The following is a 21,357-nucleotide window of genomic DNA, read 5'->3' on the forward strand; positions in this document are numbered from 1 at the left end:
ATAGGTGGAATTTGCCGTAATCAGACTTTATTCCACACACTATCGGTTATTGGGATATTTATGTATATTTTTTCAGACCATTTCTGAACGCACGTTTTCCGCTGCGGAATCCTTTTAGGCTGCACTCTCATATTCAGGACAATATGGGACTGGGTTCGGACATGTACCGACAGCAGATTCTCGACCACTACAAAAACCCGCGTAACTACGGGAAATTGGAGAATCCGACGTTCACGCACGTCGGCGAGAATCCGTTGTGTGGTGACGAGATTCGTATGGACGTCGTCTTAGACGAGGACGAAGAAACGATCGTCCACGTTGCCTTCACCGGCGACGGCTGTGCCATCAGTCAAGCAAGCGCCAGTCTGCTCTCACAGAAGCTGCCGGGAATGACCGTAGACGAACTCGAAGCCTTAGACCGCGACGACATGACCGAGATGCTCGGCGTTGACATCAGTCCGATGCGCATAAAGTGTGCCGTGCTCGCTGAGAAAGTCGCCCAGGACGGTGCGGAAATTTACTTCGGTGAGAAAGAACTCGATAAAACCGTCACCGAAGAGTAATCCAGCGCTCTGAAACCAATCGTTTTCGATTTTCACCCACGGTAGCAACGCCAACGAGAAAAATCGAGACCGCTTACTCTGGTTTCAGCCCTTCGCCTTCGACGCGCATGACCGCTTCGCCGTCGGGGAGGTTCGGAGCGTCAACGAGGCGGACGATACGCTTCGTGCCCTTCGACTTGCGCAGGTACATCCGGAACGTCGAGGTGTGGCCGAGGATGTTCCCACCGATTGGCTGGGTTGGATCGCCGAAGAACGAGTCGGGGTTCGAGGAGACCTGATTGGTCACGAGCACGGCGGTGTTGTTGAGGTCGCCAACGCGCATCAGGTCATGGAGGTGTTTGTTGAGTTTCTGCTGGCGCTGGGCGAGTTGGCCACGGCCGACGTACTCAGCACGGAAGTGGGCGGTCAGCGAGTCCACACTGAGCAGGCGCACCGGCCAGTCGGTTTCCTGTGAGTCGCTCGCAATCTCCTTTGCTTTCTGGGCGAGCAGCATCTGGTGGTTCGAGTTGAACGCCTTTGCGACGTGGATGTGGTCTAAGAAGTCCTGAATGAGCAGTTCCATGGCTTCGTCGTCGCCGGGACTGCCTTCGATTTCGCGCCGTTCCATCGATGCGGCGAGGATTTCGTCGTCGAGGCCACGAACCATGTCGTCGATACGCTCTGGGCGGAAGGTGTCCTCTGAGTCGATGAAGATGGCGCTGCCCTCAAGCCCGCCGAACTCGCGGGGGAGCTGGACGTTCACCGAAAGCTGGTGGGTGATCTGGGACTTCCCGGCACCGAACTCGCCGTACACTTCGGTGATCGACTGGGTCTCGACGCCGCCGCCGAGCAGTTCGTCTACCTCCGGGACGAGCCAGCTGAGTTTACCAATCTTCTGGCGTCGTTCGAGCACCGAGGAGCCGGTCTCGAAGCCGCCGATGTCCGCCGTCTTGCGGGCGGCGTTGATGATGTCTGCGGCGGTCGACTCACCGATGTCTGCGGTGTTCGACAGTTCGCCGGGGCTCGCGACTGCGATGGATTGGAACGTGTCGAACCCGGCTTCGATGAGCTTGTCTGCGGTTGCCGGACCGACACCAGGGAGACTCTCAAGATCGACGTCTTTTGCCATACTCCGTCCTTTTTCTCACAGGGGTATAAAGCCTCGTTAACAGGAGGGTGAAAGTGAAACTGCCGGGTGGTAAATCGGTGGTCACGACTTCCACGCAAAACTATTTCCGTGAAAACTCAGGCTGCTATTCCCACGGGTGGCGACCCGGCGAACTCGGCCAGAGCGGGTACCAGTACTCTTTCTGGGGTTCGAGTTCGAGTTCGCCGTCGAGGACGCTTTCGAGTTTGAACTCCACGCTCGAGTCGTGTTCTTTGCTGCCCTTCGGCGCGAACGGGTAGTACGCCCCGCGCCGGAACGAGTAAATCCAGTACGCCGATTGGCCGTCTTTCTCGAAGCCGAACACCGCGGCGAGCAGGCGCGAGCCATAGTCGCGTTCGATGAACGTGTCTGCGGCGAAGTGGATGCTCGTCACGAGGTCTTCTGGGTCGTCGTCTTCGAGCACCACCCACTCGTAGCCGTGGCCGTCTTTCTGGAACGACACGTCCGTCCCGGTCTCTTCTTTCCCGGCGTGGAGGATGTCGTCCACCTCGCGGACGGTGTCTGCGAAGTCGGTGTTGTCGACGCCCGCAAAGCAGAGCGCGGCCTCCGCTGACGGCTCGAAACCGAGGTCTGCTTCCATCGTGAGATACGCCGTACTCATGCCGAACAGGTCGTCCGGGTCTGCGGCGCGCATCGAATCGGCTTCGGCGCGCATCCCGAGGACTTCCCGAATGGTGTCGAAGATACCCATCTATGCGCGTTCCATCTCGCGTTCGAGTTCGCGGAGTTTCTCAATGCGCTTTTCCATCGGCGGGTGGGTGCTCGCAATCCGTCCGATGAAGCCGCTCTTTATCGGGATGATGAAGAACGCGTTCATCTCAGCCTGCTCGCGCAGGTCTTCTTTCGGCACGCGCTCCATCCCGCTCGAAATCTTCATCAGCGCGGAGGCGAGCGCCGACGGGCGACCTGTGATGATGGCCCCGCCGCGGTCTGCGGAGTACTCGCGGTAGCGCGAGAGCGCACGGATGAGCAGGAACGAGACCACCCAGACGACGAGCGAGACGAGGATAGCCACGATGACCGGCGCACCGCCCCCGTCGCGGTTGCGCCCCCCACCGCCGAACAGCCAGCCCCAGCGCACGATGAGGAACGCAATCGTCGAGAGGAACGAGGCGATGGTCATGACCATCACGTCGCGGTTTTTGATGTGCGCGAGTTCGTGGGCGAGCACGCCCTCCAACTCGTCGTCGTCGAGCGTCTGCATGATGCCCGTGGTGACTGCCACCGCCGAGTTCTTCTGCGAACGCCCGGTTGCAAACGCGTTTGGCACGCGCGAGTTTGCGACCGCGACCTTCGGTTTCGGCAGGTCGGCCTGCTGGGCGAGGCGGCCAATCATGGCGTGTAACTCGGGGTATTCGTCCTCGTCTACGACTTTCGCGCCCATCGAATAGAGCGCCAACTTGTCGCTGAAGAAAAACTGGGCGAACATGAAAATGCCCATCATCATGACGATGAGAATGAGGCTGTCAAAGTACAGCGTCAACACGCCGATGAAGACGATGTAGAGGGCAAACAACAGGAACATGGTGAGTGCCATGCGCCCGCGCAGACCCCAGTCTGGCTTCCAATTCATGGCTGGTCGTAAGCGACTCGCAACCTAAAGCTTCCCTGTTATACTGACGCACAGTTCTGGCCGCTCGGACGCGGCGTTTTTACCACCTGAACCGCGTAGAGCTACCAATGACCGATTCGCGCGCCTTCTGTCCACGCTGTGGGGAAACGATGGCCCCACCCGAGGAGCCACGGCCGGGTGAGCCAGTGGACCCGGACGCGAAGCTCTGTGATGCCTGTTACTTCGAGAACTTCGAGTTCGTCTCCGCGCCCGACCGCATCGAGGTGCTCGTCTGTGCCCACTGCGGGGCGCTCCACCGCAAGAGCTCCTGGGTAGACGTCGGCGCAGACGACTACACCGACATCGCCATCGAGGAGGTCTCTCGCCACCTGCAGGTCCACATCGACGTCGAAGACGTAAACTGGGTGGTCGAACCCGAACAGGTAGACCAGAACACCATCCGGATGCACTGTTATTTCACGGGCGTCATCCGCGACACGCCCGTCGAAGAGGAAGTGATGGTGCCCGTCAAAATCTCACGCCAGACCTGCTCTCGCTGCGGGAAAATCGCGGGCAGCTACTACGCGAGCACCGTTCAGATTCGCGGGCGCAATCGAACGCCAACTGCCGAGGAGATGAATCGCGCAGAGGAAATCGCAAACGAAGTCGTCGCGAGCATGCAGGAAACCGGCGACCGCGAGGCGTTCATCACCGAGACCAAACGCAGCGACGACGGCCTCAACGTCAAGGTCTCGACCAACAAAATCGGGATGAAAATCGCCCGTCGAGTGGTCAACGAGTTCGGCGGTTCCTACTCCGACTCAGAGACGCTCGTCACCGAGGACGAAGACGGCAACGGCGTCTACCGCGTCACCTTCGCCGTCCGGCTGCCGCCCTTCACTCCCGGCGACGTTATCGACCCCGACGACGACGCGGGGCCGGTGCTCGTAAAGAGCGTCCAAGGCCACCTGAAGGGGATTCGTCTCACGACGGGTGAGCCGTTCGAAGCGCCCTTCGGCGACGAAGAGGCCGCGAGCGCGAAGAAGGTCGGTTCTGCGGATGACGCAGAAGAGACGACGCTCGTCACCGTCGAAGACGAACACGCCGTGCAGGTGTTAGACCCCGAAACCTTCGAGTCAAAGACCATCTCGCGACCGTCGTATCTCGACCCGGACGCGACGATGGTGCCCGTCCTCAAGAGTCGCGCTGGTCTCCACATCCTCCCCGACGATGCGTAATCTCGCCGCGCTCGTCGCAAAGCCCGACGCGGAAGCCGCCATCGACTCGCTCAAAGCTGAGGGCGTCTACGACGACTCGCGCAGAGTCGTCTCCCACGACGACGAAACCGTCGAACTTCCGATTCTCACCGCGCCGAGCGAAACCGCCGTGTTCGACGTGATTCACCAAAGGAACCCCGAGCGGCGCACCCGCACGCTCGAAGACGTTCTTGCCACACGAGGCTGGACGGACGCAGAACTCGAACACGCCCCAACCTCGTGGGCGGTCATCGGCTCGGTCGTGCTCGTCCAACTTCCAGACGAAACGCCGCGCCCCGAAGAGGTGGGAGAGGCGCTCCTCACCCTCCACGGTGAGGCGGACACTGTCCTCTCCCGCGAAGGCATCTCTGGTGAACTTCGGGAACCTTCTGGAACCGTCCTCGCGGGCACCGGCGACACCGAAACCGTCCACACCGAACACGGCACGAAGTACGCCCTCGACCTCGCACAGGTCATGTTCTCGCCGGGCAATCAGGCAGAACGCGCCCGGATGGGCGAGGTAGTCGAAAAAGACGAGCGCGTCTTCGACATGTTCGCGGGAATCGGCTACTTCACCCTCCCGATGGCGCGCGCCGGCGCGTCCGTCACGGCCACCGAGCGCAACCCCAACTCGTTCAAATTCCTCGCAGAAAACGCCATGCTCAACGGCGTGACCGACCGCGTGAACGCTATCCTCGCAGACTGCCGCGACGTTGACGTGTCCGCAGAGCGCGTCGTGATGGGCTACTACGACGCCTACGAGTATCTGGACTTGGCGCTCGCCGCGCTCGAATCTGGGGGGACGCTCCACATGCACGCGACGACGCCCGAGAAACTGCTCTGGGAGCGACCGCTCGACCGGCTCACAGCGGCCACAGCCGAGACTGACCGCTCGGTCGAAATCCTCGACACGCGCAAAGTAAAGAGCCACAGCGAGGGCGTCTGGCACGTCGTCGTGGACGCGCGAATCGACTGACTACTCGCTCCAGATATCGGAGAGCGGGTGGTCTTCGAACGATTTGTTTTTCGAGTCACCCTTTCGCCGCGAGCGGGAGCCACCGGCAGCCGAGGATGTGGACGACCCCGATGACGACCCGGACGACTGCGTCGAGTTACGCGTCGGCGGCCGTTTTGCCTGCCGCGAGGGGCTGCCGAACTTCTCGCCCGCGGCGGCTTTCCCGTCGAACTCGGGCAGGTCGGGGACGCTCATCGCGTCTACCTGCTCTTTGAACCACGGCGGCATGTCCGGTTCGGCGCGCTCGAACAGGTCGAGTAAACTCGAATCCGCGAGGTACGTCGCGCCGTAGTCGTCCGGTGCTCTGACCACCCGGCCACAGCCCTGAATCACGGTTCGGAGGGCGGCGCGGTGGTACCACGCCCACTGCCCCTCTTCGAGGCGACGGGCCACCCGCGAGTCTGCGGTGTTCAGATACGGCGCTTTACAGAGCACCTGCCAGCGCGCGAGGTCGCCTTTCAAGTCGAGCGCCTCCTCCATCTTGACCGAGAGGAACACGTCGGGGTCGTCGGTGGCCTTCCAGATTTCCAAGTCCTCGTTGCGATTCTCCCGGCTGTGTGCCTGCACGCGCCCGCCGACGCCGAACTCACCAAGCATTCGCTTCAACTCGGCTTGAATCGCGTACGAGTGGGCGTGGACGATACCCTTCTCGTCGGGGTGTTTTTGCATCAACTGGACGATGAGACGGGCGATTTTTGGGAGCGTTTGCTCCCGGTGCTCGTAGGTCATCTTCCCTTGGGTCACGTCGTAGAGCTGCCGGTTTTCGAGCGGGAACGTGTGGGGTACGTCCACGAGCACGACTTTGTTGGGGTCGAGGCCGACCTGCCGACAGAACGCCTCGCGGTTGAGAATCGTCGCAGAAAGGAGTGCAAACTTGGTGCCTCTGTCCCAGACGGTGTGGCGCAGATACCGCTCCGGATTCATCGGTTTCACGGTGACGCCACCACCCTCGCCGTCGGGTTGGTCTACGACCCACGTCGTCGGACTCTCGGGGTTCCGGTAGTCTTCGACGAACCATTTGAGGTCAGAGATGAGTTTTTGCAGGCGGTCGCGCTCTGCGACTTCGGCGGGCGAGAGTTCGATTTTCCGGATGAGTTCGTCCTTCCGGCGGGTGCAGATGTCTTTGACGCCGTCTGCGAACTGCACGGCGCGGTCGAGGCCGTCGATTTCTGGAACCTTCAGGTGTTCCCAGACCGGCACCGTCCGCGGCTGGAGGTCAATGGTCGCGTACATCTCCGCCCACTCCGCGAGGCCGTGGGCTTCGTCTATCACGACCACGTCGCGCTGGCCGAACGCTTCGGTGCCCGCCGTTTGCATGAAGTAAGCGAGCGTCATCGCCGCAATCGAGCGGTTCGCCGCGATAGCGCGGTCAGAAAAGTACGGACACCGGTGTTTGACGTTGCAGTCAAACCCCTTCTCGCGGGCGCAGGGCGCTTGATTGACGGGCGTGGTCGATTCGCCCGGCAGGATGCATTTGTAGTTACCCTTGCCCCTGATAATCTGTAAATCTTCGAGCAGCGCGTCGCCTGCCACGTCGTCTAGCTGCGACACCTGCGGGGTGGTGTAGTACGCGCCAATCGGCCGGGTCGGGTCGCCCTCGCCCGGTTTGCGTGCGCATCCGGCGATGGCGCGGGCGAGCAGCGACTTTCCACTGCCCGTGGGTGCGCGCACGAGCACCACGTCGTTGCCCGCTTCGTAGGCCTGCTTGATGTCGAGGAGCGCCTGCTTCTGGGCACCGCGAAAGGACGGTGCGGGAAACTCGTCTAAAATGCGCTCCGGGTTCACGGTAGAACGCTCTGCCCGCGCGGGGAAAATACCACCGAACCCACTAGAGCGCCTCTACGTCCTCTGGGGTGGCAGCCGCCGGAAGCTGCTCGATACACTCAAAACAGAGGAAATACTCGCGGCCGTCTTCGTATTCGAGCGTCATCCCGTCTGACGGCCCGTAATCGAACGACCAGAGGTCGCCAATGCCGCCAGCTATCTTGACTTTGCGCCCGCACGCCTCACACGACCGTCGTGCCATACCCCATTGACTCGCTCCATGGGTAAAGCAATATCCCGACTGCGGTCCACTCTCGCCCCCTCGGCTCAATTTTTCGAGAAAACCGACACGTTGCGGCCAAAACCGACTCCCGGCACGATAACTCAAACCGGTATTTGATGTTAGGCAATCGCTATTTGACTCTCTCACCTTACTACATCCTGAGCAGTTCGCTCAGAGACTACCATGGTTCGCCTAACGCCGTTTCGCATCGTAACGCTCTCGCTCGTGATACTCGTCACGACGGGGGTGCTCGTCGGTGCGATGTTACCCGCACTTGACCGCCCGGGGGACACCCCGAATCCAGACCCGACGCCCGCCGCGCTCGAACGCTTCGAGTCGCAAGCCGCCTTCCAGCAGTATCTCGAAGCCGGACGCGCCCGGAGCAGTAGCTACGGCGGCTTTGGCGGTGACGTGGCCGTCGAAGAAACCAGCGCAGACGGTGCAGAGGGCGCGCCGTCGTCCACCACGAGCCAAGGCGGCGACGGTGGCGGCGACGCTGGCGTTTCACAGCCTGAACGCGTCTCTGGCACGAACGTCCAAATCGTCGGCATCGACGAACCAGACATCGTGAAAACCGACGGGACGCACCTGTTCGTGAGCCAAGGCCAGTACTACTACTATTACGAACGCGCAGACGACGGCTCGTACAAGGAACCGGAGACGAACGTCGTGAGCGCGCTCCCACCGGAACAAGCGGACGTGGTCTCGAAAATTGACGCCTCCGGCGAACTCCTGCTCGCGAACGACACGCTGCTCGTCCTCGGTGGCGACCGCATCACCGCCTACGACGTATCCGACCCCGAAAACCCACGCCAGTCGTGGGAAAAACAGGTGAACGGCTATGTCCACACCGCCCGCTTGATGAACGGCACGGTGTACCTCGTCGTCCAGCAGAACATCAACTACGGCGAACCCTGCCCGATTGAACCCCTCGCTGGCGTGTCCGTTCGGTGTACGGATATCCTCCACCCGTCTGAGCCAGTTCCAACCTCACTCACCTACACCGCGATGGCCGTCGACCCAGCGTCCGGTGACGTGACCGACCAACTCGCCTTCGTCGGCGGCTACGCCTCCGTCGTCACGATGTCCGAGACCGGCATCTACCTCACCTACTCCGAGTACCCAAGTCAGGGCGACATCATGCTCGACTTCCTGCTCACGGACGCCCGCGACCTGCTCGACCAGCAGACGGTCGACCGCTTAGAGCGCCTCGAAGGCTACGACCTCTCAGATCAAGCACGCACGGTCGAGGTGCAGGCCATTCTCCAGCAGTGGTACGCCTCGCTCTCCCAGCAGGAACGCGAACGGCTCGCCAAACAGCTCGAACAGCGTGCCCAGAACTACGTCGAGAAACACCAACGCGAGTTCATCACCACGAGCATCGTGAAAGTCGCCGTTGAAGACGGCTTTGAGGTAACCGCGACGGGCGCGGTTCCCGGCACGCCGCTCAACCAGTTCTCGATGGACGAACACGAGGGCAACCTCCGCATCGCCACGACCATCTCCGCGCCGTGGTTCCTCGGCGCACAGACCCAGTCGGTGAACGACGTGTACGTGCTTGACGAGTCGCTCTCGACGATTGGCTCGGTCCAAGATATGGGTGAAAACGAGCGCATCTTCGGCGTCCGCTTCGACGGCGACCGCGGCTACGTCGTCACCTTCCGCCAAATCGACCCGTTCCACGTCTTAGACCTCTCTGACCCGACCAACCCGACCCTCGAAGGCGAACTGAAGCTGCCCGGCTTCTCGTCGTACCTCCACCCAGTCGGTGACGACCGCGTCCTCGGCATTGGCCAAGACAACGGCTCGGTGAAGGCCGTCATGTTCGACGTCTCTGACCCAACGAACCCAACCATCGAAGACGACCTGAAACTCGATGACCGCTGGTCTGCCATCCAGCAGAGCCACCACGCGTTCCTCCTCGACGCGAAACACGGCGTGTTCTTCCTCCCCGGCGTGGAGCAGGGCCACATCGTCGCCTACGAAGACGGCCTCTCCATCGAGAAGTCGGTGAACATCGACAACCCACAGCGCGCCGTCTACATCAACGACCACCTCTACATCATCGGCTCGACCGAGATTGTGGTACTCGATGAGACGACGTGGGACGAAGTCAACCGCATCTCGTTGCGCTGACGGCGGTTCTTTTTACCCCGTGGTATCGTGGGTCACGCTATGCGCGTGAACTGCGAGGGCTGCGCTGGCTGCTGTATCGACTGGCGCGTCATCTCCCCGACGACGCTCGACCACGAGCGACGCGGCCCGCGCCAACCGCTCGATGACGTGTACAATCTCGTTCCGCTCCGCCGTGAGGAAGTCCGGCGCTTTCTCGACGCGGGCTACGGCGACGCGCTCGTCCCCCGGCTCTTTCAGGACGACAACGTCGCCGACTCCCGGGTCACGGTCGACGGTATCACGCTCGCCGCAATCGAAGGTGGCCCGGCGTTTTTCGTCGGGCTTCGCAAACCGCCGAAGCCGGTCGCTCCCTTCGACACCGACCCGACGTGGCTCCCGACGTGTGCGTTTCTCGACCCCGAAACGCTCCAGTGTCGCATCCACGCGAGCGACCTCTACCCCGAGGAGTGTGCGGTGTATCCGGGCTATAACCTCTCGCTCGACTACGAAACAGAGTGCGAGCGCGTCGAAGGACTGTTTGGCGGCGAGCGCCTGCTCGACCGGACGCCGACCGACGCCCGGCCACTGTTCGGCCGTCACGCCATCGGTGAGAAGGTGTTCGTCCACCCCGACCCCGATCGACTGTCGGGAATTGTCTCCCGGCTCGCCGCCCGCGAGGCGACCGACGAAGACCGCGCCGAATTTATCGCCGTCGCCGCCGCTTCGAGCCCCGGCACGACGGCGATAAACGAGGCGAAGTACGCCTCCGCCCGCGAGCAGGTGGTGGACGCCGATTCGTGGGTCGGGCAGACAATCGCTGAGTGGACAGCCCGGGCTGGTGAACTTGGGACGCCTGCGCCTCCCGGCCTCGCGGGGGCCATCGAACGCGCACGAGGCGCACCCGAAACCGCCGGGTGGGACACAGACAATTAAGCCGTCTGCGAGACTTCTTAGCAGTATGAACATTCTGGTCACCGGCGCGACGGGATTCGTTGGCCGTCGGCTGGTTCCTGCGCTGCTCGATGCTGGCCACGACGTGCGAGTTCTCGTCCGGGATGCCGCGAGCTACGACGCCCCCACAGGCGTCTCGGTCTTCTCGGGGGACTTACTCGACCCGTGGGGCGTAGACGCCGCCGTCGAAGACGTAGACGCCGCCTACTACCTCGTCCACTCGATGGGCGCGGGCGACGACTTCCGCGAACGCGACCGCCGGGCAGCCCACAACTTCGAGCGCGCCGCGAGCCGGGCAGGCGTTTCGCGCGTCATCTATCTCGGCGGCCTTGGTGAAGACCGCGACCACCTCTCAGACCACCTCCGGTCGCGCCGCGAGGTCGAACTCGTCCTCAGGGAGGGTGCCTACGACCTGACGACGCTCCGGGCGGCCATCATTATCGGTGACGGGAGTGCGAGCTTCGAGATGGTGCGCCAGCTCGCAGACCGCCTGCCGGTGATGGTCACCCCGCGCTGGGTGAACACGAAGTGCCAGCCCATCGACGTAGACGACGTGATTGCCTACCTCGTGGGCGTCCTCTCCGTCCCCGAAACCGCGGGGGAAACCTACGAAATCGGCGGCCCGGACGTGCTCACCTACCGCGAGGTGTTAGAACGCACCGCCGAGATTCAGGGCCACGACCTGACCATCATCCAGGTGCCGGTGCTCACGCCGACGCTCTCTGCGTACTGGCTCGATTTGGTGACGGATGTCCCTTCGAGCGTCGCCCACCCGCTGATTCACGGCATGAAAAACACGGTCGTCGTCACCGACCACCGCATCGAAGGCCTGATTTCAGTCCCCGGAATCCCGTTCGACGACGCCGTGAGAAAAGCCCTCGGCGCAGGTACCGTCGAGGTCATCGATGGGTGAGCCGCCGTCAACGTACGGCGACGCGTGGGTGTACGAGAGCATCGTCGGCGCGCTGCCCGGCGTCAGCCTCTCGCCGTGGCGCTCTGCGCTCGTCCAGTTCGTTCTCTTCGAGGGTGGCTTGCTCGTCGTCGCGGCGCTCTCTGGCCGCTGGAACGCCGTCCCGGCGGGGACGACCGCCATCGTGGTTGCGGCGGTCGGCAGTCTTGCCATGAGCCGGATTGCGAACCGGATTCGCACCGCAGATGCCCCGCGAACCTACCGGCGACTGCTCTTTGGCCCGAACGTCGAGGTCGTCCTCGCGGTGCTCGCCTTCGTCGCCTTGGTCACCTACCTGTTCACCTTCGACACGGGCACAGAGCCGTTGGTGACCCAACTGCTGGGCGAGTCGCCGCCCATGCTCGGGGTGTACCTCCTCTTGCTCGTCTGCTGGGACCTCTGCTATCGCATCGGCACGGGCTGGTGGGCGAGCGTCACCGCGCTCTGGCGGTCGTGGACGTACGAGTTCCCCCCAGACCAGGCGCGTGCGCTGTCTCGTGCGGACGGCGAAACGCTCGCATTCGGGCTGTTACAGCTCGCGCTCGTCCCGTTTGTGGCTGGCCAACCAGTGCTCGCCGCGGCGCTCCTTGGCCACGTCGTGGCGATGGTGGTCGTCACTGGCCTCTCGCTTTTGTTACTGTGGAAAAACAGAAGCGTTACTGTTGTTTCATCTTCTTGAACTGTTCGAGCAACGCCGCAGCGGAGTCGCCGGAGTCGTATTCGACTTTACCCTCGTACCGAAGGCGTGTGTCGTCTGGGTTGTCTGCGTTGACACGGCTGGTTTTCTCTTCGCGGCGCATGTGTTCCTGTTCGTCATAGGCACCCATTGACATGCGAAATACACTCATACTTGCAGGTTTTTCACTATCAATGTATCGGTACTTGTCTTTTTGCTGAAACACGCCAATTCGATGACCAGTCAGTTGTTCGTAACCCGTATGCACCTCCACCCCGTCTGACCACCTGTGGCAGGTCCGCTTCGCTTCCGGCGTTCACCCCAGCAGTGGTCCGAAAAGCGGGTGCGCCGGGCACTGCTTTCGGAACTCGACGACACCATCGGCGCGACCATGTCCGGGCCGTGGTTCAAACCACCCGGCGGCTACGACGCGCGCCGGTTCACGATGGACAACGGCGACTTCGCGCTCTTTTGTTGGAACGACAGCGAGGCCTACTGGCTTGGGAACACCCAAACCCCGAGTACGCTCTGGCGGACGGACAAGTACTCCTTTGACGAAGTGCCCTACCCCGTCGCGCGGTGGGCACAGCGCGAACTCTTGGCCGACCTCAAAGACACGGACCCGTGGCTCGCACGCTACGACCACGTCGCGTGGTTCTTCCTCCCCGTCTTCTTTTCGAAAGACGGCCGCGAGACCACCCGTCGGTACTTTTACGACCACGCTTCTGGGTTCCCGGACGCAGACCGCGACGAGGCCATCCAGTTCTACGAAGACCTCTTGGACACCGGCTTGCTCGACGAGTATCGCTACACGATGGCGTCGAAACTCGGGACGAGCGCCCGCCTCGACCAGACGCGCATGGACGCGACGATGGGCGAGTTCAACGCCGCCCGCCTCCTCATCGACGCGGGCTACGAGTTGGTGCCAGAAATCGACGTTCACACCGGACACACCCTCGATTTTCGCGCCCTCAAAGGCACCGAGGATGTCATCGTTGAGGTCACCCGCCCGCGTCCGCCGACCAAACGCGTGGCAAACACGCCAACCGCGGCGGTCAGGGACACCGCGGCGACCAAGACGAACGGCCAACTCAGCGAACACCATGACGCCGTCCTATTCGTTGACTGCACCTCGTTTCGGGATGACGAGTGGAACGCCGTCGCTGGCGAGCAACCGAACGTCCACCACGAACCAGCCGTCGTGTTTAGAGCACGACCCGACGGCTCGTTCAGTGGCTACAAAAAGGGGGCTGTGCCGCTCTCACTCGACAGCGTGATCGACTGGGCCTAGAAGGAAACGGCCTCCGGACTGTTCTCACCGATGTCGAACGATTCACGATCAGAGTAGTAGCGCCGCCCAACGCCCTTGTGGCTCACTGCCTGGAACGCCGCGAGCTTTGCGTCCTCTGCGTCGGTGAAGGTTTCGTCGGCTTCGTACAGGCCGAACACCTCACCGAACGTCTCTGCGCCGTTTGCGAGCTGGATTTCCTCCTCGCCGTACTGCTCGACGAAGTCGCCGGAGGTTGTTGGGTAGGTCTGGGCTTCGATGAGTTCGCTTGCGCCGTTGTTGAGTCTCATACCCAATCGTGCATGAAGAATAATTATAACTGTTGTCCATGTATGACTATTGATTCTTAATGGTCTTTAAGGAAATATTACTGACATGCGTCCACCCGAAGGGGTATCCGCCCTCCCTGCGTGGGGTTTTCTATGCCGGTTGCAGACCTCCACGTACACACAACGGCGTCTGACGGCACGATGGCGCTCTCCGACGTGCCGCGGGCGGCGACGCTCGCGGAACTCGACGTGGTGGCCATCACCGACCACGACCTCATCCACCCCGGCCTCGCAGCGCCCGTGACAACCCACGAGGACATCACGTTCATCCGTGGCATCGAACTGCGCGTTGACGCCGGAAGCTTCGACATCGACCTGCTTGGCTACGCCGTCACGCCGACCGACCCCCTCGTCTCGACGCTCGACCGCATCCAGCAAAACCGCCTCGAACGGGCGCGAGCAATCGTCGCGGCCGTCGAAGCCCGCCTCGGCGTCTCCCTCGACATCGAGTACAAATCGGGCGTTGGCCGCCCGCACATCGCCCGCGCTATCGAGGCGAGCGAGGCACCGTACGCCTATCAGGACGCCTTCGACGAACTCATCGGCGACGACGGGCCGTGTTTCGTCCGTCGGGCGGCCATCCCCTCCTTCGACGACGGCGCGAAACTGCTCACGGACGCCTGCGCCGTCGTCAGCCTCGCCCACCCGTTTCGGTACCCACACCCCGAGAAAGCTCTCGACCTCGCCACCGCGCTCGACGCCATCGAGGCGTACTATCCCTACGACCGCCCCGTAGACGACGCGCTCGTCTGGGAGGCAGTCGAAGAACACGACCTCCTCGTGACCGGCGGCAGCGACGCGCACATCGACGTACTCGCAAAAGAAACCCTCTCAGGGACGGAGCTCGACCGCTTTTGTCAACGCTTGTCGGGGTCGGAGCCTTCAACTGCTAGAGAAGCGTAGTCACTGTATGCGCTGTCACTACTGCGACCGAGAGGCTGCCTTCGCCGTGGAAAAAGACCACATGAAGGTCGGACTCTGTGAACAGCACCTCCGCGAACGAATGCGGGAACTCGCAGACGCGCAGGCGTTCGGCACGCTCCCGGACGGACTCGATACGAAGTAAAATTCGCTTTTTCGTTACCAGCCGCCACCGGCCTGTCGGCCGGCGTCCACGTCGATTGCATCGACCGGGCACACGTCTACACAGAGCATGCAGTCGATACACTGGGCTTCTTTAGCCGGGTCTGCCTTTCGCTCGCTTTCGGGGTGGCCGGGGGTGTCTACCCATTCGAACACGTCTACGGGGCAGTCTTCGAGACACGCGCCGTCTTCGATACAGATGTCAAAATCAACTGCGACGTGGGTTCCGTGGATACCGAGTACTTCGGGTTCGTCGACGGGACCCCACACGTCGTGGCCGTTGTGTTCGTCCACTACCTCGCGGTTTTCGTGGAACTGTGGGTCAATTGCCATGCTGAGGTGAATGTCGGCAACCCACTTAAAACCATGTTAATGGCTAGCGAGGCGTGTCGCTTTCGGGCGATTTCCGGCGCGTTCGCTCGCTTCTGCACCGTGAAAAACTCTCTCACAGCCGTCGTCAGAGCCGCACGGCCATCATCACTTCATCGATGTACGTCGTACCGAGTTTGTAGTGTTTCGCGCGCGTCGCCTCGATTTCCCAGTCGTGGGATTCGAGGAACTGGATTGCGTCGGTGTTCGTAGACGGCACCGAGTTGTAGATTTTCTCGAAGCCGTTTTCCTTGGCCCATTCGAGCCCGCGGTGCAGGAGATGGCTCCCGATGCCGTGGCCCCGGTACTCGTCGATGACGCCGACGGTCAACTCCGCGGTGTGACCGAGTTTTTCTAACTCAGGCGCGCTCAGATGCACCCAGCCGACGACCTCTCGGTTCACGCACGCGACGAAGAACATGCGCGACTCCAACTCGTTGTGCCGGAGCAACACCTCTTCGTGGTCGATGACGTCCGCGACCGACTCACCAACGATGTAGGTTTTCTCCTCTGAAACCTGGCGAATCGCGCCCACCAGCCCCGTGAGGTCTTCTTGCCGGGCGGGGCGGATGATGTAATCGACGCCCTCGTCGGTGAACTCCTCTTCTGCCCCGGCCTCGATGGAGACGAGCAGCTTGTCGTCTGCGACTTCGATGAGATCGTCGCGTTTGAGAATCGCAATGTGGTGTTTGAGGCCGCTCGGGTCGACGCGGAGCGTTCGCTCTAGCTCTTTTGGCGTCACCGCCCCGTGGCTCTCGATGTATTCGTAGATGAGACGTCGGTCTTCGTGGCCGAACTCAAGCTTGTCAGAGAGTTTCATGACAAGCCTTACCACGCCGTCTTCCCTAATAGTTTTTCGTGATTGTTGACCGTCTGGTTGGCACGCCGGTGAGCAGTTGTGCCGTGTCGCGGATGTTGTCCGTTTTTAAGAGTAGCTCTGCGACCTCGCGGACGGTGAACTCGGCTCCCAACTCGACGCCGTAACAGTGGGCATAGCAGTCGAGCCAGTCGTTCAGCGCACGTTCGAGCAGCGAGAACTCGACTGTGGAAAAGCGCACCTGCTCGTCGCCGGTGCGCGCCTCGATGTAGACGAGCGCGACTTGGCCGACTCCGTCGCGGAGGTAGGTTAGCGCCCGCTCGTCGGCCGCCTCGCCGCGTGCGAGTGTCGACTGCTCGCGGTCTGCTTGTGCCCGCTCTGCGAGCGACGAGATGCGCTCCCAGTACGGCGAGTGGGACATCTTAGCCCCACTTGAACTCGACGCCCTTCTCACCGCGTGGGTGTTCCCACTTCGTCTCTGCGACCACCGCGCAGGTGCCACATTCGACACACGGCTGGGTGTCGAGGCTCACGATGCGCTCTTCTTTTCCGTCCACCATAATCGTCTCCTCGCGGTAACAGCCACCGCCGAAGTCCATCGCGCTCACCGGACACGCCGTGACCGCCGCCCCGCTGGCCTCCAGTGAGTTGTCGAGCAGTTTGATGTGCGGGTTGCCCACGTCCGTGTCGTAGGTGAGGTTGCCAATCCGGTCTGCGAGCGACGGCGGCGTGACCTCGCTCTCGGTGCTGATACGCGTCCCGAGTTCCTCTGCAATCACCGTCGGTAGCGTGACGTACGGCGTCTGGGTGTCCGGCACCATCATCGACAGCGACGGCGCAGAGTAGAGTTTTTCGAGCCGGCCACCGAGCGCACGGACGCCGAGGCGACCCACCGGCGAGGTGAGCAAGCCATCGAGAATGCCCTCCGCTGGGCCGTTTTCGCCGACCCGCCGGGCCACCTGATAGCCGCGCGGGCGGAGCTTTTTCATCACGCCTTCGTCGTAGAGTTTGTCGGTGTAGCGCTGGCCAACTGCCTCGATGTCGCCGCGGGCGCGCGCCTCTGCGAACGCCTCTGCGGCGAGCGCACCGGCGGTCACGGCGTGGTTCATGCCCTTGATAATCGGCCCTTGGGCCTGCATCTGGCCCGCAGCGTCGCCAACGAGCACGAGGTTGTCCTTGAACGGTGACGTGTGGGCCACCTTCTTCGAGTCGGGAACGAGTTTCGCGGAGTATTCGAGTTCCGTGTAGTCGTTGCCGAGCCAGTCTGCGAGCAGCGGATGGGTGAGCAGGTTGTCGAGCAACTGGTGGGGCTCTGCGCGCTCTTCCATGAGCGAGTCCAAGTGGAACACCGTCCCAATCGACAGCGACTCTTGGTTGGTGTAGAGGAAGCCACCGCCGCGGACGTTGCCAAAGAGGTTCCCCGAGAACAGGTGGGCAACCCCTTCGTTCTCGCTCACGTCGAATCGCTCTGCGATAACGTCTGCGGGCATCTCTGCGACCGCTTTCACGCCCTGGAACCACTCTTCTGGTTCGTCCCAGTCCATCAACCCGGCTTGACGGGCGAGTTCCGAGTTCACGCCGTCTGCGGCGACGATGAGGTCTGCGGTGATGGGGTCGAGTTCGTCGCAGGTGACGCCCACGATTTTCCCTTTTTCTCGCAAGAGGCCGTTTACGCGCACGCCGGTGAGCAGGCCGCCACCGGTCTCGCGGGTCATCTCGTGGACTCTTCCGGCGAGCCACGAGTCCATCTTGCGGCGGAGCACCGCATCAGACCACTCGGTGTCGTGTTCGTGGAGATCGGTGATGTCGAACGACTTCACCTTGTTTCCGGCGATGTTGTGGAGGTGGTACTCCGTGATGGGCCGTTCTGCGGCTTCCTCGCGGAAGTCGGGGAACAGGTCGTCAATCGTGTAGGGGGCAGATTCCTCCGCGTAGAGGAGGCCGCCTGAGACGTTTTTCGACCCGGCGTCGACGCCGCGTTCTAAAACGAGTGTTTCGATACCGTTTCGTGCGAGCACCGCGGCCGCCGCCGCCCCACCGGGGCCAGCGCCGACCACGACTGCTTCGTAGTGTTCGTACTCAGTCATTGTGCGTCACCGCGTCCGTCCGCGAGTGCTTTCAGATTCAATTCGCCGCTTTCGAGCGCCTCGGTCAACTGCGGGAGCACCTCGAACAGGTCTCCCTCGATGAAGTAGTCGGAGAAATCGCGAATCCGCGCGTCGGAGTCGGTGTTGATGGCGATAATCGTGTCCGACTGGTCGACGCCGACTTTGTGCTGAATCGCCCCGGAGATGCCAGCCGCGATGTACAGCGGCGGCGCGACCACCTGTCCGGTCTCACCGAGTTGGCGCTCCTCTGCGACGTACTGTTCGACGTGGCCGCCGACCTTGTACGACGCCGTCACCACCCCGCGCGAGAGGCCGAGGTCTGCGTCGTCGAACTGTTTGACGAGGTCGAGCGCGAGTTCGATTCCCTTCGTCGGGTCTTTGCCAATGCCGCGACCCACCGCCACGATGACTTCGCGGCCAGTGAGGTCGACGCCCTCGTCGAGTTGGTTGAACTCCGTGACGTGTACCTTGAACCACTCGTCGGGTAATTCGAGGCTGTGGTCGACGATGAGGCCAACCCGGTCTTCGTCCGCCTCGGGGACGGGGAAGCTCCCCGGAATCACCGACGCGCCTTGTGGGTGGAACTCCCGAGTCGGGTTGTCGAGACAGAGAATCGTCGAATACTCGAATCCGCTGAAGTCGGGGCGTTTCATGTGCAACACGCGCTCGAACTCGACTTTCACGCCGGGTTCGCCCGTCTTCACGGGGTTCGAGATGAGTTCGTCCGTGATGTAGAGGTCAGAACAGTCACTCGCCAGCCCGCTGTCGAGTTCGGCCTGCACCATCGCAGAGAGGTCGCGGCCGTTGTTCGTCGCCGGGAACAGGAAGTATCGCGGTTTGTCGTAGTCGCGCCAGTCTGCGTCCCCCCGACTCATGTCCGAGACGATTTCGGTGTACGGCTTGTGCTGGAAGCGTTCGAGGCGGTCGTCCTCGTGGTAAATCGCCACGTCCGCGCCGTAGGCGATCACGTCGTCTGCGAGGTCGCTCGCATTGTCACCGATGACGACGCCGACGACCCGTTCGTCCGCGTCGTAGTCGTCGTTGTACTCGTCTATCAGCTCGCGCGCCTTCCCGAGCATCTCCTTTGACACGTCGATGAGTTCGCCCGCCTGGGTCTCGCAGTACACCCACATGTCGCGGTAGGTGCCGCCAACGAGCGCGCGGACGTGTTTTTTGTCCGCCGTGGGGTGTTCGAGGCCGTCCGGCAGGTCCTCGGCGAGTTCGATGACATCGATGGCGCGCTTGGCCTTCGGTCGCTCTTTCGCGCCTTCCGGCTCGTCCTGAACCTCGGCTTCGTCTACCTCGTCGCCCGTCGGTTCGTCAACCGCTTCCATGCGGGCTTCGATGGCGGCGATGGCGGTCGTTCGATTCTTCCCGTCTTTTTCGGCTTCGAGTAGCTCGGCTAGCGCCGTCGCGTCGTCTATCTCCGCGAGTGCGGATTCGAGTTCCGGAACCGTGTGGTTGGATGGGTCGAGTGCCATGATTAGTCCCCCGCCGCGAACGCGTCCATCACGTCAAACACTTCTTTCATCCCGTCCATGTCCGTCGCCTCGACCATCGTCGCCTCGCGCTCTGCGGGCGCTTTCGGAATCGGGTCGACCGAGGACACGATGGTCGGTGACCCATCAAGCCCGATGAAGTTCGGGTCTAAGTTCAGCGCGACGTGGTCCCAGACCGTAATCGCGTTCTCTGCATTCTCTGCGCGTTTTTGGGTCTCCTGGCGTAGGTCTTTGAACACGAGTCGGTGTTCGGCCCGTCGATAGCTCGGCTCGAACTCGGGGTCCATCACGATGAACGCAGGCAGGTCAACCTCGACGGTCTCTACCTCCTTGATGTCGCCTTCGACGAGACGTTTTGCACGAACGCGTTTTTCCTCCTCGTCCACGTCGAGGGCGATGACGTGGGTAATCATCGGCCAGTCGAGACACCACGCCGTCTGGGGACCGGTGTGGCCCGTCTCACCGTCTGCGGTTTTGAACCCCGCAAAGATGAGGTCTGGCTCACCGAGTTTCTCGATGCCCGCGCTGAGCGTAATCGCGGTCGCCCACGTATCAGAGGCGGCCATCTCGCGGTCTGAGAGCAGATACAGGTCGTCTGCGTAGACGTCTCGCATCGCTTCTATGAGGATGCCCTGATAGCCCGGTGGCCCCATACTCATCACGCTGACGCGGCCGCCGTGTCTGACTTTCGTCTGCATCGCCGCCTCCAGTGCGAACTTGTCGTTCGGATTCATCACCGTCGGCGTCTTTCCCCGTTCGAGGTGTCCCTCCTCGTTAAAAGAGACCTGTCCCTCTCTGAAGTCGGGGACGCCTTTCGTAAGAACAATTGAGTGCATTGATATCGAACCTCGTGACTCTTCGTCCCATGTTACTCCTACCTCATGGTTTATTATTATGTCGGGCCGCCAATTGGACTGGCGGGTGCCACTTTCACCCCTCTCCAAAATCCGATTCGCGCGTCTCCACGCCGTTCTCCCTTGGATTCGGTGAATGAGCGCGACGGAGCCTGGACTGAGAAACCACACGAATCCACCCGAATCCGCCGCCGACTACTGGACAGGCAAAAAACACGAGGGCTAGGATTTTTATCGCTCCGCACCCGCGTTCCACCCATGCAAAAGGTTCGTATCGACGAGTTAGACCGTCGAATGAGTCCGGCAAGCCGCCGGGTTCCCGTCGCAAAGGCACTCGAAACCGAGGGCCTCGCGCTCAACTACTTCGAACTCGCCCCCGGCGAGAGCTTCGCCTTCGGCTATCACTGCCACCACGACCAAGAAGAGGTGTTCTACATCCAAGAGGGCACGGCAACGTTCGAAACCGACGACGGCGAGGTCACAGTCGAGGAAGGCGAGGCCATCCGCTTTGCCCCCGGCGACCACCAACAGGGGTTCAACCACACCGACGAGCGCGTCGTCGCCCTCGCCATCGGGTCGCCCAAAGAATCGACCGACATCGACCTCTACGGCGACTGTGCGGACTGTGGCGAGCGCACCCCGCAGAAAATCGAGATGGTCGAGACCAAAGACGCCCTCGTCACCGTCTGTCTCGACTGTGGCGCACAGACCGGCCGGTACACGTAAGCTGCGAGCCGTT

At 62.0% G+C, this 21,357-nt stretch carries 24 protein-coding genes; 11 read left to right on the forward strand and 13 right to left on the reverse strand.

The genetic code is table 11. The features are described 5' to 3' along the window. Positions 1-143: 143 nt before the first annotated feature. The gene (locus V5N12_RS02715) at positions 144-563 is read left to right on the forward strand and encodes an iron-sulfur cluster assembly scaffold protein (protein ID WP_332897615.1); all 420 of its coding nucleotides are present in this window, start codon (positions 144-146) and stop codon (positions 561-563) included. 73 nt (positions 564-636) lie between these two features. On the opposite strand, the gene radA is transcribed toward V5N12_RS02715, so the two are convergent. The 3 genes from radA to htpX all read right to left on the reverse strand — a co-directional run bounded on the left by radA (position 637) and on the right by htpX (position 3,283). After that, a complete protein-coding gene (gene radA / locus V5N12_RS02720) occupies positions 637-1,671 on the reverse strand; it encodes a DNA repair and recombination protein RadA (RefSeq protein WP_332897616.1) in 1,035 nt (344 codons plus the stop codon). Between the two features lie 124 nt (positions 1,672-1,795). Further along, positions 1,796-2,401: a PspA-associated protein PspAB gene (pspAB, locus tag V5N12_RS02725; RefSeq protein ID WP_332897617.1), complete on the reverse strand. Its 606-nt coding sequence runs from the start codon at positions 2,399-2,401 to the stop codon at positions 1,796-1,798. Next, positions 2,402-3,283: a zinc metalloprotease HtpX gene (gene htpX / locus V5N12_RS02730; protein ID WP_332897618.1), complete on the reverse strand. Its 882-nt coding sequence runs from the start codon at positions 3,281-3,283 to the stop codon at positions 2,402-2,404. It abuts the gene before it with no gap. Positions 3,284-3,390: 107 nt separating this feature from the next. Here htpX and V5N12_RS02735 point away from each other — a divergent pair, with 107 nt between their 5' ends. Continuing rightward, positions 3,391-4,500 (forward strand): 60S ribosomal export protein NMD3, encoded by a 1,110-nt coding sequence (locus V5N12_RS02735; protein ID WP_332897619.1) that lies wholly within the window; start codon positions 3,391-3,393, stop codon positions 4,498-4,500. Beyond that, positions 4,493-5,494 carry a class I SAM-dependent methyltransferase gene (locus tag V5N12_RS02740; RefSeq protein WP_332897620.1) on the forward strand — a complete coding sequence of 334 codons (1,002 nt, stop codon included), beginning with the start codon at positions 4,493-4,495 and terminating at the stop codon, positions 5,492-5,494. The genes V5N12_RS02735 and V5N12_RS02740 overlap by 8 nt, the downstream gene beginning before the upstream one ends. On the opposite strand, the gene V5N12_RS02745 is transcribed toward V5N12_RS02740, so the two are convergent. Beyond that, complete coding sequence (locus V5N12_RS02745) at positions 5,495-7,318, reverse strand: ATP-dependent DNA helicase (RefSeq protein WP_332897621.1); 1,824 nt, start codon at positions 7,316-7,318, stop codon at positions 5,495-5,497. Between the two features lie 43 nt (positions 7,319-7,361). Continuing rightward, the gene (locus V5N12_RS02750) at positions 7,362-7,559 is read right to left on the reverse strand and encodes a DUF7561 family protein (protein ID WP_332897622.1); all 198 of its coding nucleotides are present in this window, start codon (positions 7,557-7,559) and stop codon (positions 7,362-7,364) included. A 204-nt stretch (positions 7,560-7,763) separates the two neighbouring features. On the opposite strand from V5N12_RS02750, the gene V5N12_RS02755 reads away from it, so the two are divergent. The 4 genes from V5N12_RS02755 to V5N12_RS02770 are packed head-to-tail and all read left to right on the forward strand — an operon-like array spanning position 7,764 to position 12,274. Further along, positions 7,764-9,716, forward strand: a complete 1,953-nt coding sequence (locus tag V5N12_RS02755; protein WP_332897623.1) for a beta-propeller domain-containing protein — start codon at positions 7,764-7,766, stop codon at positions 9,714-9,716. A 39-nt stretch (positions 9,717-9,755) separates the two neighbouring features. Beyond that, positions 9,756-10,628: a YkgJ family cysteine cluster protein gene (locus V5N12_RS02760; protein WP_332897624.1), complete on the forward strand. Its 873-nt coding sequence runs from the start codon at positions 9,756-9,758 to the stop codon at positions 10,626-10,628. Between the two features lie 25 nt (positions 10,629-10,653). Beyond that, positions 10,654-11,559, forward strand: a complete 906-nt coding sequence (locus V5N12_RS02765) for an NAD(P)H-binding protein (RefSeq protein WP_332897625.1) — start codon at positions 10,654-10,656, stop codon at positions 11,557-11,559. Then, positions 11,552-12,274, forward strand: coding sequence for a DUF7530 family protein (locus V5N12_RS02770; protein WP_332897626.1), 723 nt, complete (start codon positions 11,552-11,554; stop codon positions 12,272-12,274). Before V5N12_RS02765 ends, V5N12_RS02770 begins: the two co-directional genes overlap by 8 nt. Here V5N12_RS02770 and V5N12_RS02775 read toward each other — a convergent pair. Next, positions 12,252-12,428, reverse strand: coding sequence for a DUF5786 family protein (locus V5N12_RS02775; RefSeq protein WP_332900065.1), 177 nt, complete (start codon positions 12,426-12,428; stop codon positions 12,252-12,254). The two genes, V5N12_RS02770 and V5N12_RS02775, sit on opposite strands and share 23 nt — an antisense overlap. 132 nt (positions 12,429-12,560) lie before the next feature. On the opposite strand from V5N12_RS02775, the gene V5N12_RS02780 reads away from it, so the two are divergent. Beyond that, positions 12,561-13,562 carry a DUF5784 family protein gene (locus V5N12_RS02780; protein ID WP_332897627.1) on the forward strand — a complete coding sequence of 334 codons (1,002 nt, stop codon included), beginning with the start codon at positions 12,561-12,563 and terminating at the stop codon, positions 13,560-13,562. Here V5N12_RS02780 and V5N12_RS02785 read toward each other — a convergent pair. Then, a complete protein-coding gene (locus V5N12_RS02785; protein WP_332897628.1) occupies positions 13,559-13,849 on the reverse strand; it encodes a DUF5789 family protein in 291 nt (96 codons plus the stop codon). The genes V5N12_RS02780 and V5N12_RS02785 overlap by 4 nt on opposite strands. Positions 13,850-13,981: 132 nt before the next feature. On the opposite strand from V5N12_RS02785, the gene V5N12_RS02790 reads away from it, so the two are divergent. Both V5N12_RS02790 and V5N12_RS02795 read left to right on the forward strand, forming a co-directional pair. Continuing rightward, the gene (locus V5N12_RS02790; RefSeq protein WP_332897629.1) at positions 13,982-14,791 is read left to right on the forward strand and encodes a PHP domain-containing protein; all 810 of its coding nucleotides are present in this window, start codon (positions 13,982-13,984) and stop codon (positions 14,789-14,791) included. 7 nt (positions 14,792-14,798) lie between these two features. Continuing rightward, positions 14,799-14,954: a DUF6757 family protein gene (locus tag V5N12_RS02795; RefSeq protein WP_332897630.1), complete on the forward strand. Its 156-nt coding sequence runs from the start codon at positions 14,799-14,801 to the stop codon at positions 14,952-14,954. A 14-nt stretch (positions 14,955-14,968) separates the two neighbouring features. On the opposite strand, the gene V5N12_RS02800 is transcribed toward V5N12_RS02795, so the two are convergent. From V5N12_RS02800 to V5N12_RS02825, 6 genes are all read right to left on the reverse strand, one after another. After that, a complete protein-coding gene (locus V5N12_RS02800; protein ID WP_332897631.1) occupies positions 14,969-15,304 on the reverse strand; it encodes a 4Fe-4S dicluster domain-containing protein in 336 nt (111 codons plus the stop codon). Positions 15,305-15,428: 124 nt separating this feature from the next. Next, on the reverse strand, positions 15,429-16,160 hold the full coding sequence (locus tag V5N12_RS02805) for a helix-turn-helix domain-containing GNAT family N-acetyltransferase (protein WP_332897632.1): 732 nt from the start codon (positions 16,158-16,160) through the stop codon (positions 15,429-15,431). A gap of 25 nt (positions 16,161-16,185) precedes the next feature. Next, positions 16,186-16,578 carry a hypothetical protein gene (locus V5N12_RS02810; RefSeq protein ID WP_332897633.1) on the reverse strand — a complete coding sequence of 131 codons (393 nt, stop codon included), beginning with the start codon at positions 16,576-16,578 and terminating at the stop codon, positions 16,186-16,188. A 1-nt stretch (position 16,579) separates the two neighbouring features. Continuing rightward, positions 16,580-18,244 (reverse strand): FAD-dependent monooxygenase, encoded by a 1,665-nt coding sequence (locus V5N12_RS02815; RefSeq protein ID WP_332897634.1) that lies wholly within the window; start codon positions 18,242-18,244, stop codon positions 16,580-16,582. Beyond that, the gene (locus V5N12_RS02820; protein ID WP_332897635.1) at positions 18,241-19,746 is read right to left on the reverse strand and encodes an electron transfer flavoprotein subunit alpha/FixB family protein; all 1,506 of its coding nucleotides are present in this window, start codon (positions 19,744-19,746) and stop codon (positions 18,241-18,243) included. The genes V5N12_RS02815 and V5N12_RS02820 overlap by 4 nt, the downstream gene beginning before the upstream one ends. 2 nt (positions 19,747-19,748) lie before the next feature. Further along, entirely contained in the window at positions 19,749-20,600 is an 852-nt protein-coding gene (locus tag V5N12_RS02825) for an electron transfer flavoprotein subunit beta/FixA family protein (RefSeq protein WP_332897636.1), read from the reverse strand. A gap of 276 nt (positions 20,601-20,876) precedes the next feature. Between V5N12_RS02825 and V5N12_RS02830 the strand changes: the two genes are divergently transcribed. Beyond that, positions 20,877-21,344: a cupin domain-containing protein gene (locus V5N12_RS02830; RefSeq protein ID WP_332897637.1), complete on the forward strand. Its 468-nt coding sequence runs from the start codon at positions 20,877-20,879 to the stop codon at positions 21,342-21,344. Positions 21,345-21,357 lie beyond the last annotated feature (13 nt).

Origin of the sequence: Haladaptatus sp. CMSO5 (genome assembly GCF_036689885.1) — an archaeon.
Lineage (GTDB): Archaea > Halobacteriota > Halobacteria > Halobacteriales > Halococcaceae > QDMS2.

Coding starts and splice junctions, on each gene's coding strand:
- V5N12_RS02830 (WP_332897637.1), top strand. CDS start 20,877: ATGCAAAAGGTTCGTATCGACGAGTTAGACCGTCGAATGAGTCCGGCA.
- V5N12_RS02820 (WP_332897635.1), bottom strand. CDS start 19,746: ATGGCACTCGACCCATCCAACCACACGGTTCCGGAACTCGAATCCGCA.
- radA (WP_332897616.1), bottom strand. CDS start 1,671: ATGGCAAAAGACGTCGATCTTGAGAGTCTCCCTGGTGTCGGTCCGGCA.
- V5N12_RS02735 (WP_332897619.1), top strand. CDS start 3,391: ATGACCGATTCGCGCGCCTTCTGTCCACGCTGTGGGGAAACGATGGCC.
- V5N12_RS02715 (WP_332897615.1), top strand. CDS start 144: ATGGGACTGGGTTCGGACATGTACCGACAGCAGATTCTCGACCACTAC.
- V5N12_RS02790 (WP_332897629.1), top strand. CDS start 13,982: ATGCCGGTTGCAGACCTCCACGTACACACAACGGCGTCTGACGGCACG.
- V5N12_RS02765 (WP_332897625.1), top strand. CDS start 10,654: ATGAACATTCTGGTCACCGGCGCGACGGGATTCGTTGGCCGTCGGCTG.
- pspAB (WP_332897617.1), bottom strand. CDS start 2,401: ATGGGTATCTTCGACACCATTCGGGAAGTCCTCGGGATGCGCGCCGAA.
- V5N12_RS02805 (WP_332897632.1), bottom strand. CDS start 16,160: ATGAAACTCTCTGACAAGCTTGAGTTCGGCCACGAAGACCGACGTCTC.
- V5N12_RS02815 (WP_332897634.1), bottom strand. CDS start 18,244: ATGACTGAGTACGAACACTACGAAGCAGTCGTGGTCGGCGCTGGCCCC.
- V5N12_RS02800 (WP_332897631.1), bottom strand. CDS start 15,304: ATGGCAATTGACCCACAGTTCCACGAAAACCGCGAGGTAGTGGACGAA.
- V5N12_RS02810 (WP_332897633.1), bottom strand. CDS start 16,578: ATGTCCCACTCGCCGTACTGGGAGCGCATCTCGTCGCTCGCAGAGCGG.
- htpX (WP_332897618.1), bottom strand. CDS start 3,283: ATGAATTGGAAGCCAGACTGGGGTCTGCGCGGGCGCATGGCACTCACC.
- V5N12_RS02755 (WP_332897623.1), top strand. CDS start 7,764: ATGGTTCGCCTAACGCCGTTTCGCATCGTAACGCTCTCGCTCGTGATA.
- V5N12_RS02795 (WP_332897630.1), top strand. CDS start 14,799: ATGCGCTGTCACTACTGCGACCGAGAGGCTGCCTTCGCCGTGGAAAAA.
- V5N12_RS02740 (WP_332897620.1), top strand. CDS start 4,493: ATGCGTAATCTCGCCGCGCTCGTCGCAAAGCCCGACGCGGAAGCCGCC.
- V5N12_RS02775 (WP_332900065.1), bottom strand. CDS start 12,428: ATGTCAATGGGTGCCTATGACGAACAGGAACACATGCGCCGCGAAGAG.
- V5N12_RS02825 (WP_332897636.1), bottom strand. CDS start 20,600: ATGCACTCAATTGTTCTTACGAAAGGCGTCCCCGACTTCAGAGAGGGA.
- V5N12_RS02760 (WP_332897624.1), top strand. CDS start 9,756: ATGCGCGTGAACTGCGAGGGCTGCGCTGGCTGCTGTATCGACTGGCGC.
- V5N12_RS02770 (WP_332897626.1), top strand. CDS start 11,552: ATGGGTGAGCCGCCGTCAACGTACGGCGACGCGTGGGTGTACGAGAGC.
- V5N12_RS02750 (WP_332897622.1), bottom strand. CDS start 7,559: ATGGCACGACGGTCGTGTGAGGCGTGCGGGCGCAAAGTCAAGATAGCT.
- V5N12_RS02785 (WP_332897628.1), bottom strand. CDS start 13,849: ATGAGACTCAACAACGGCGCAAGCGAACTCATCGAAGCCCAGACCTAC.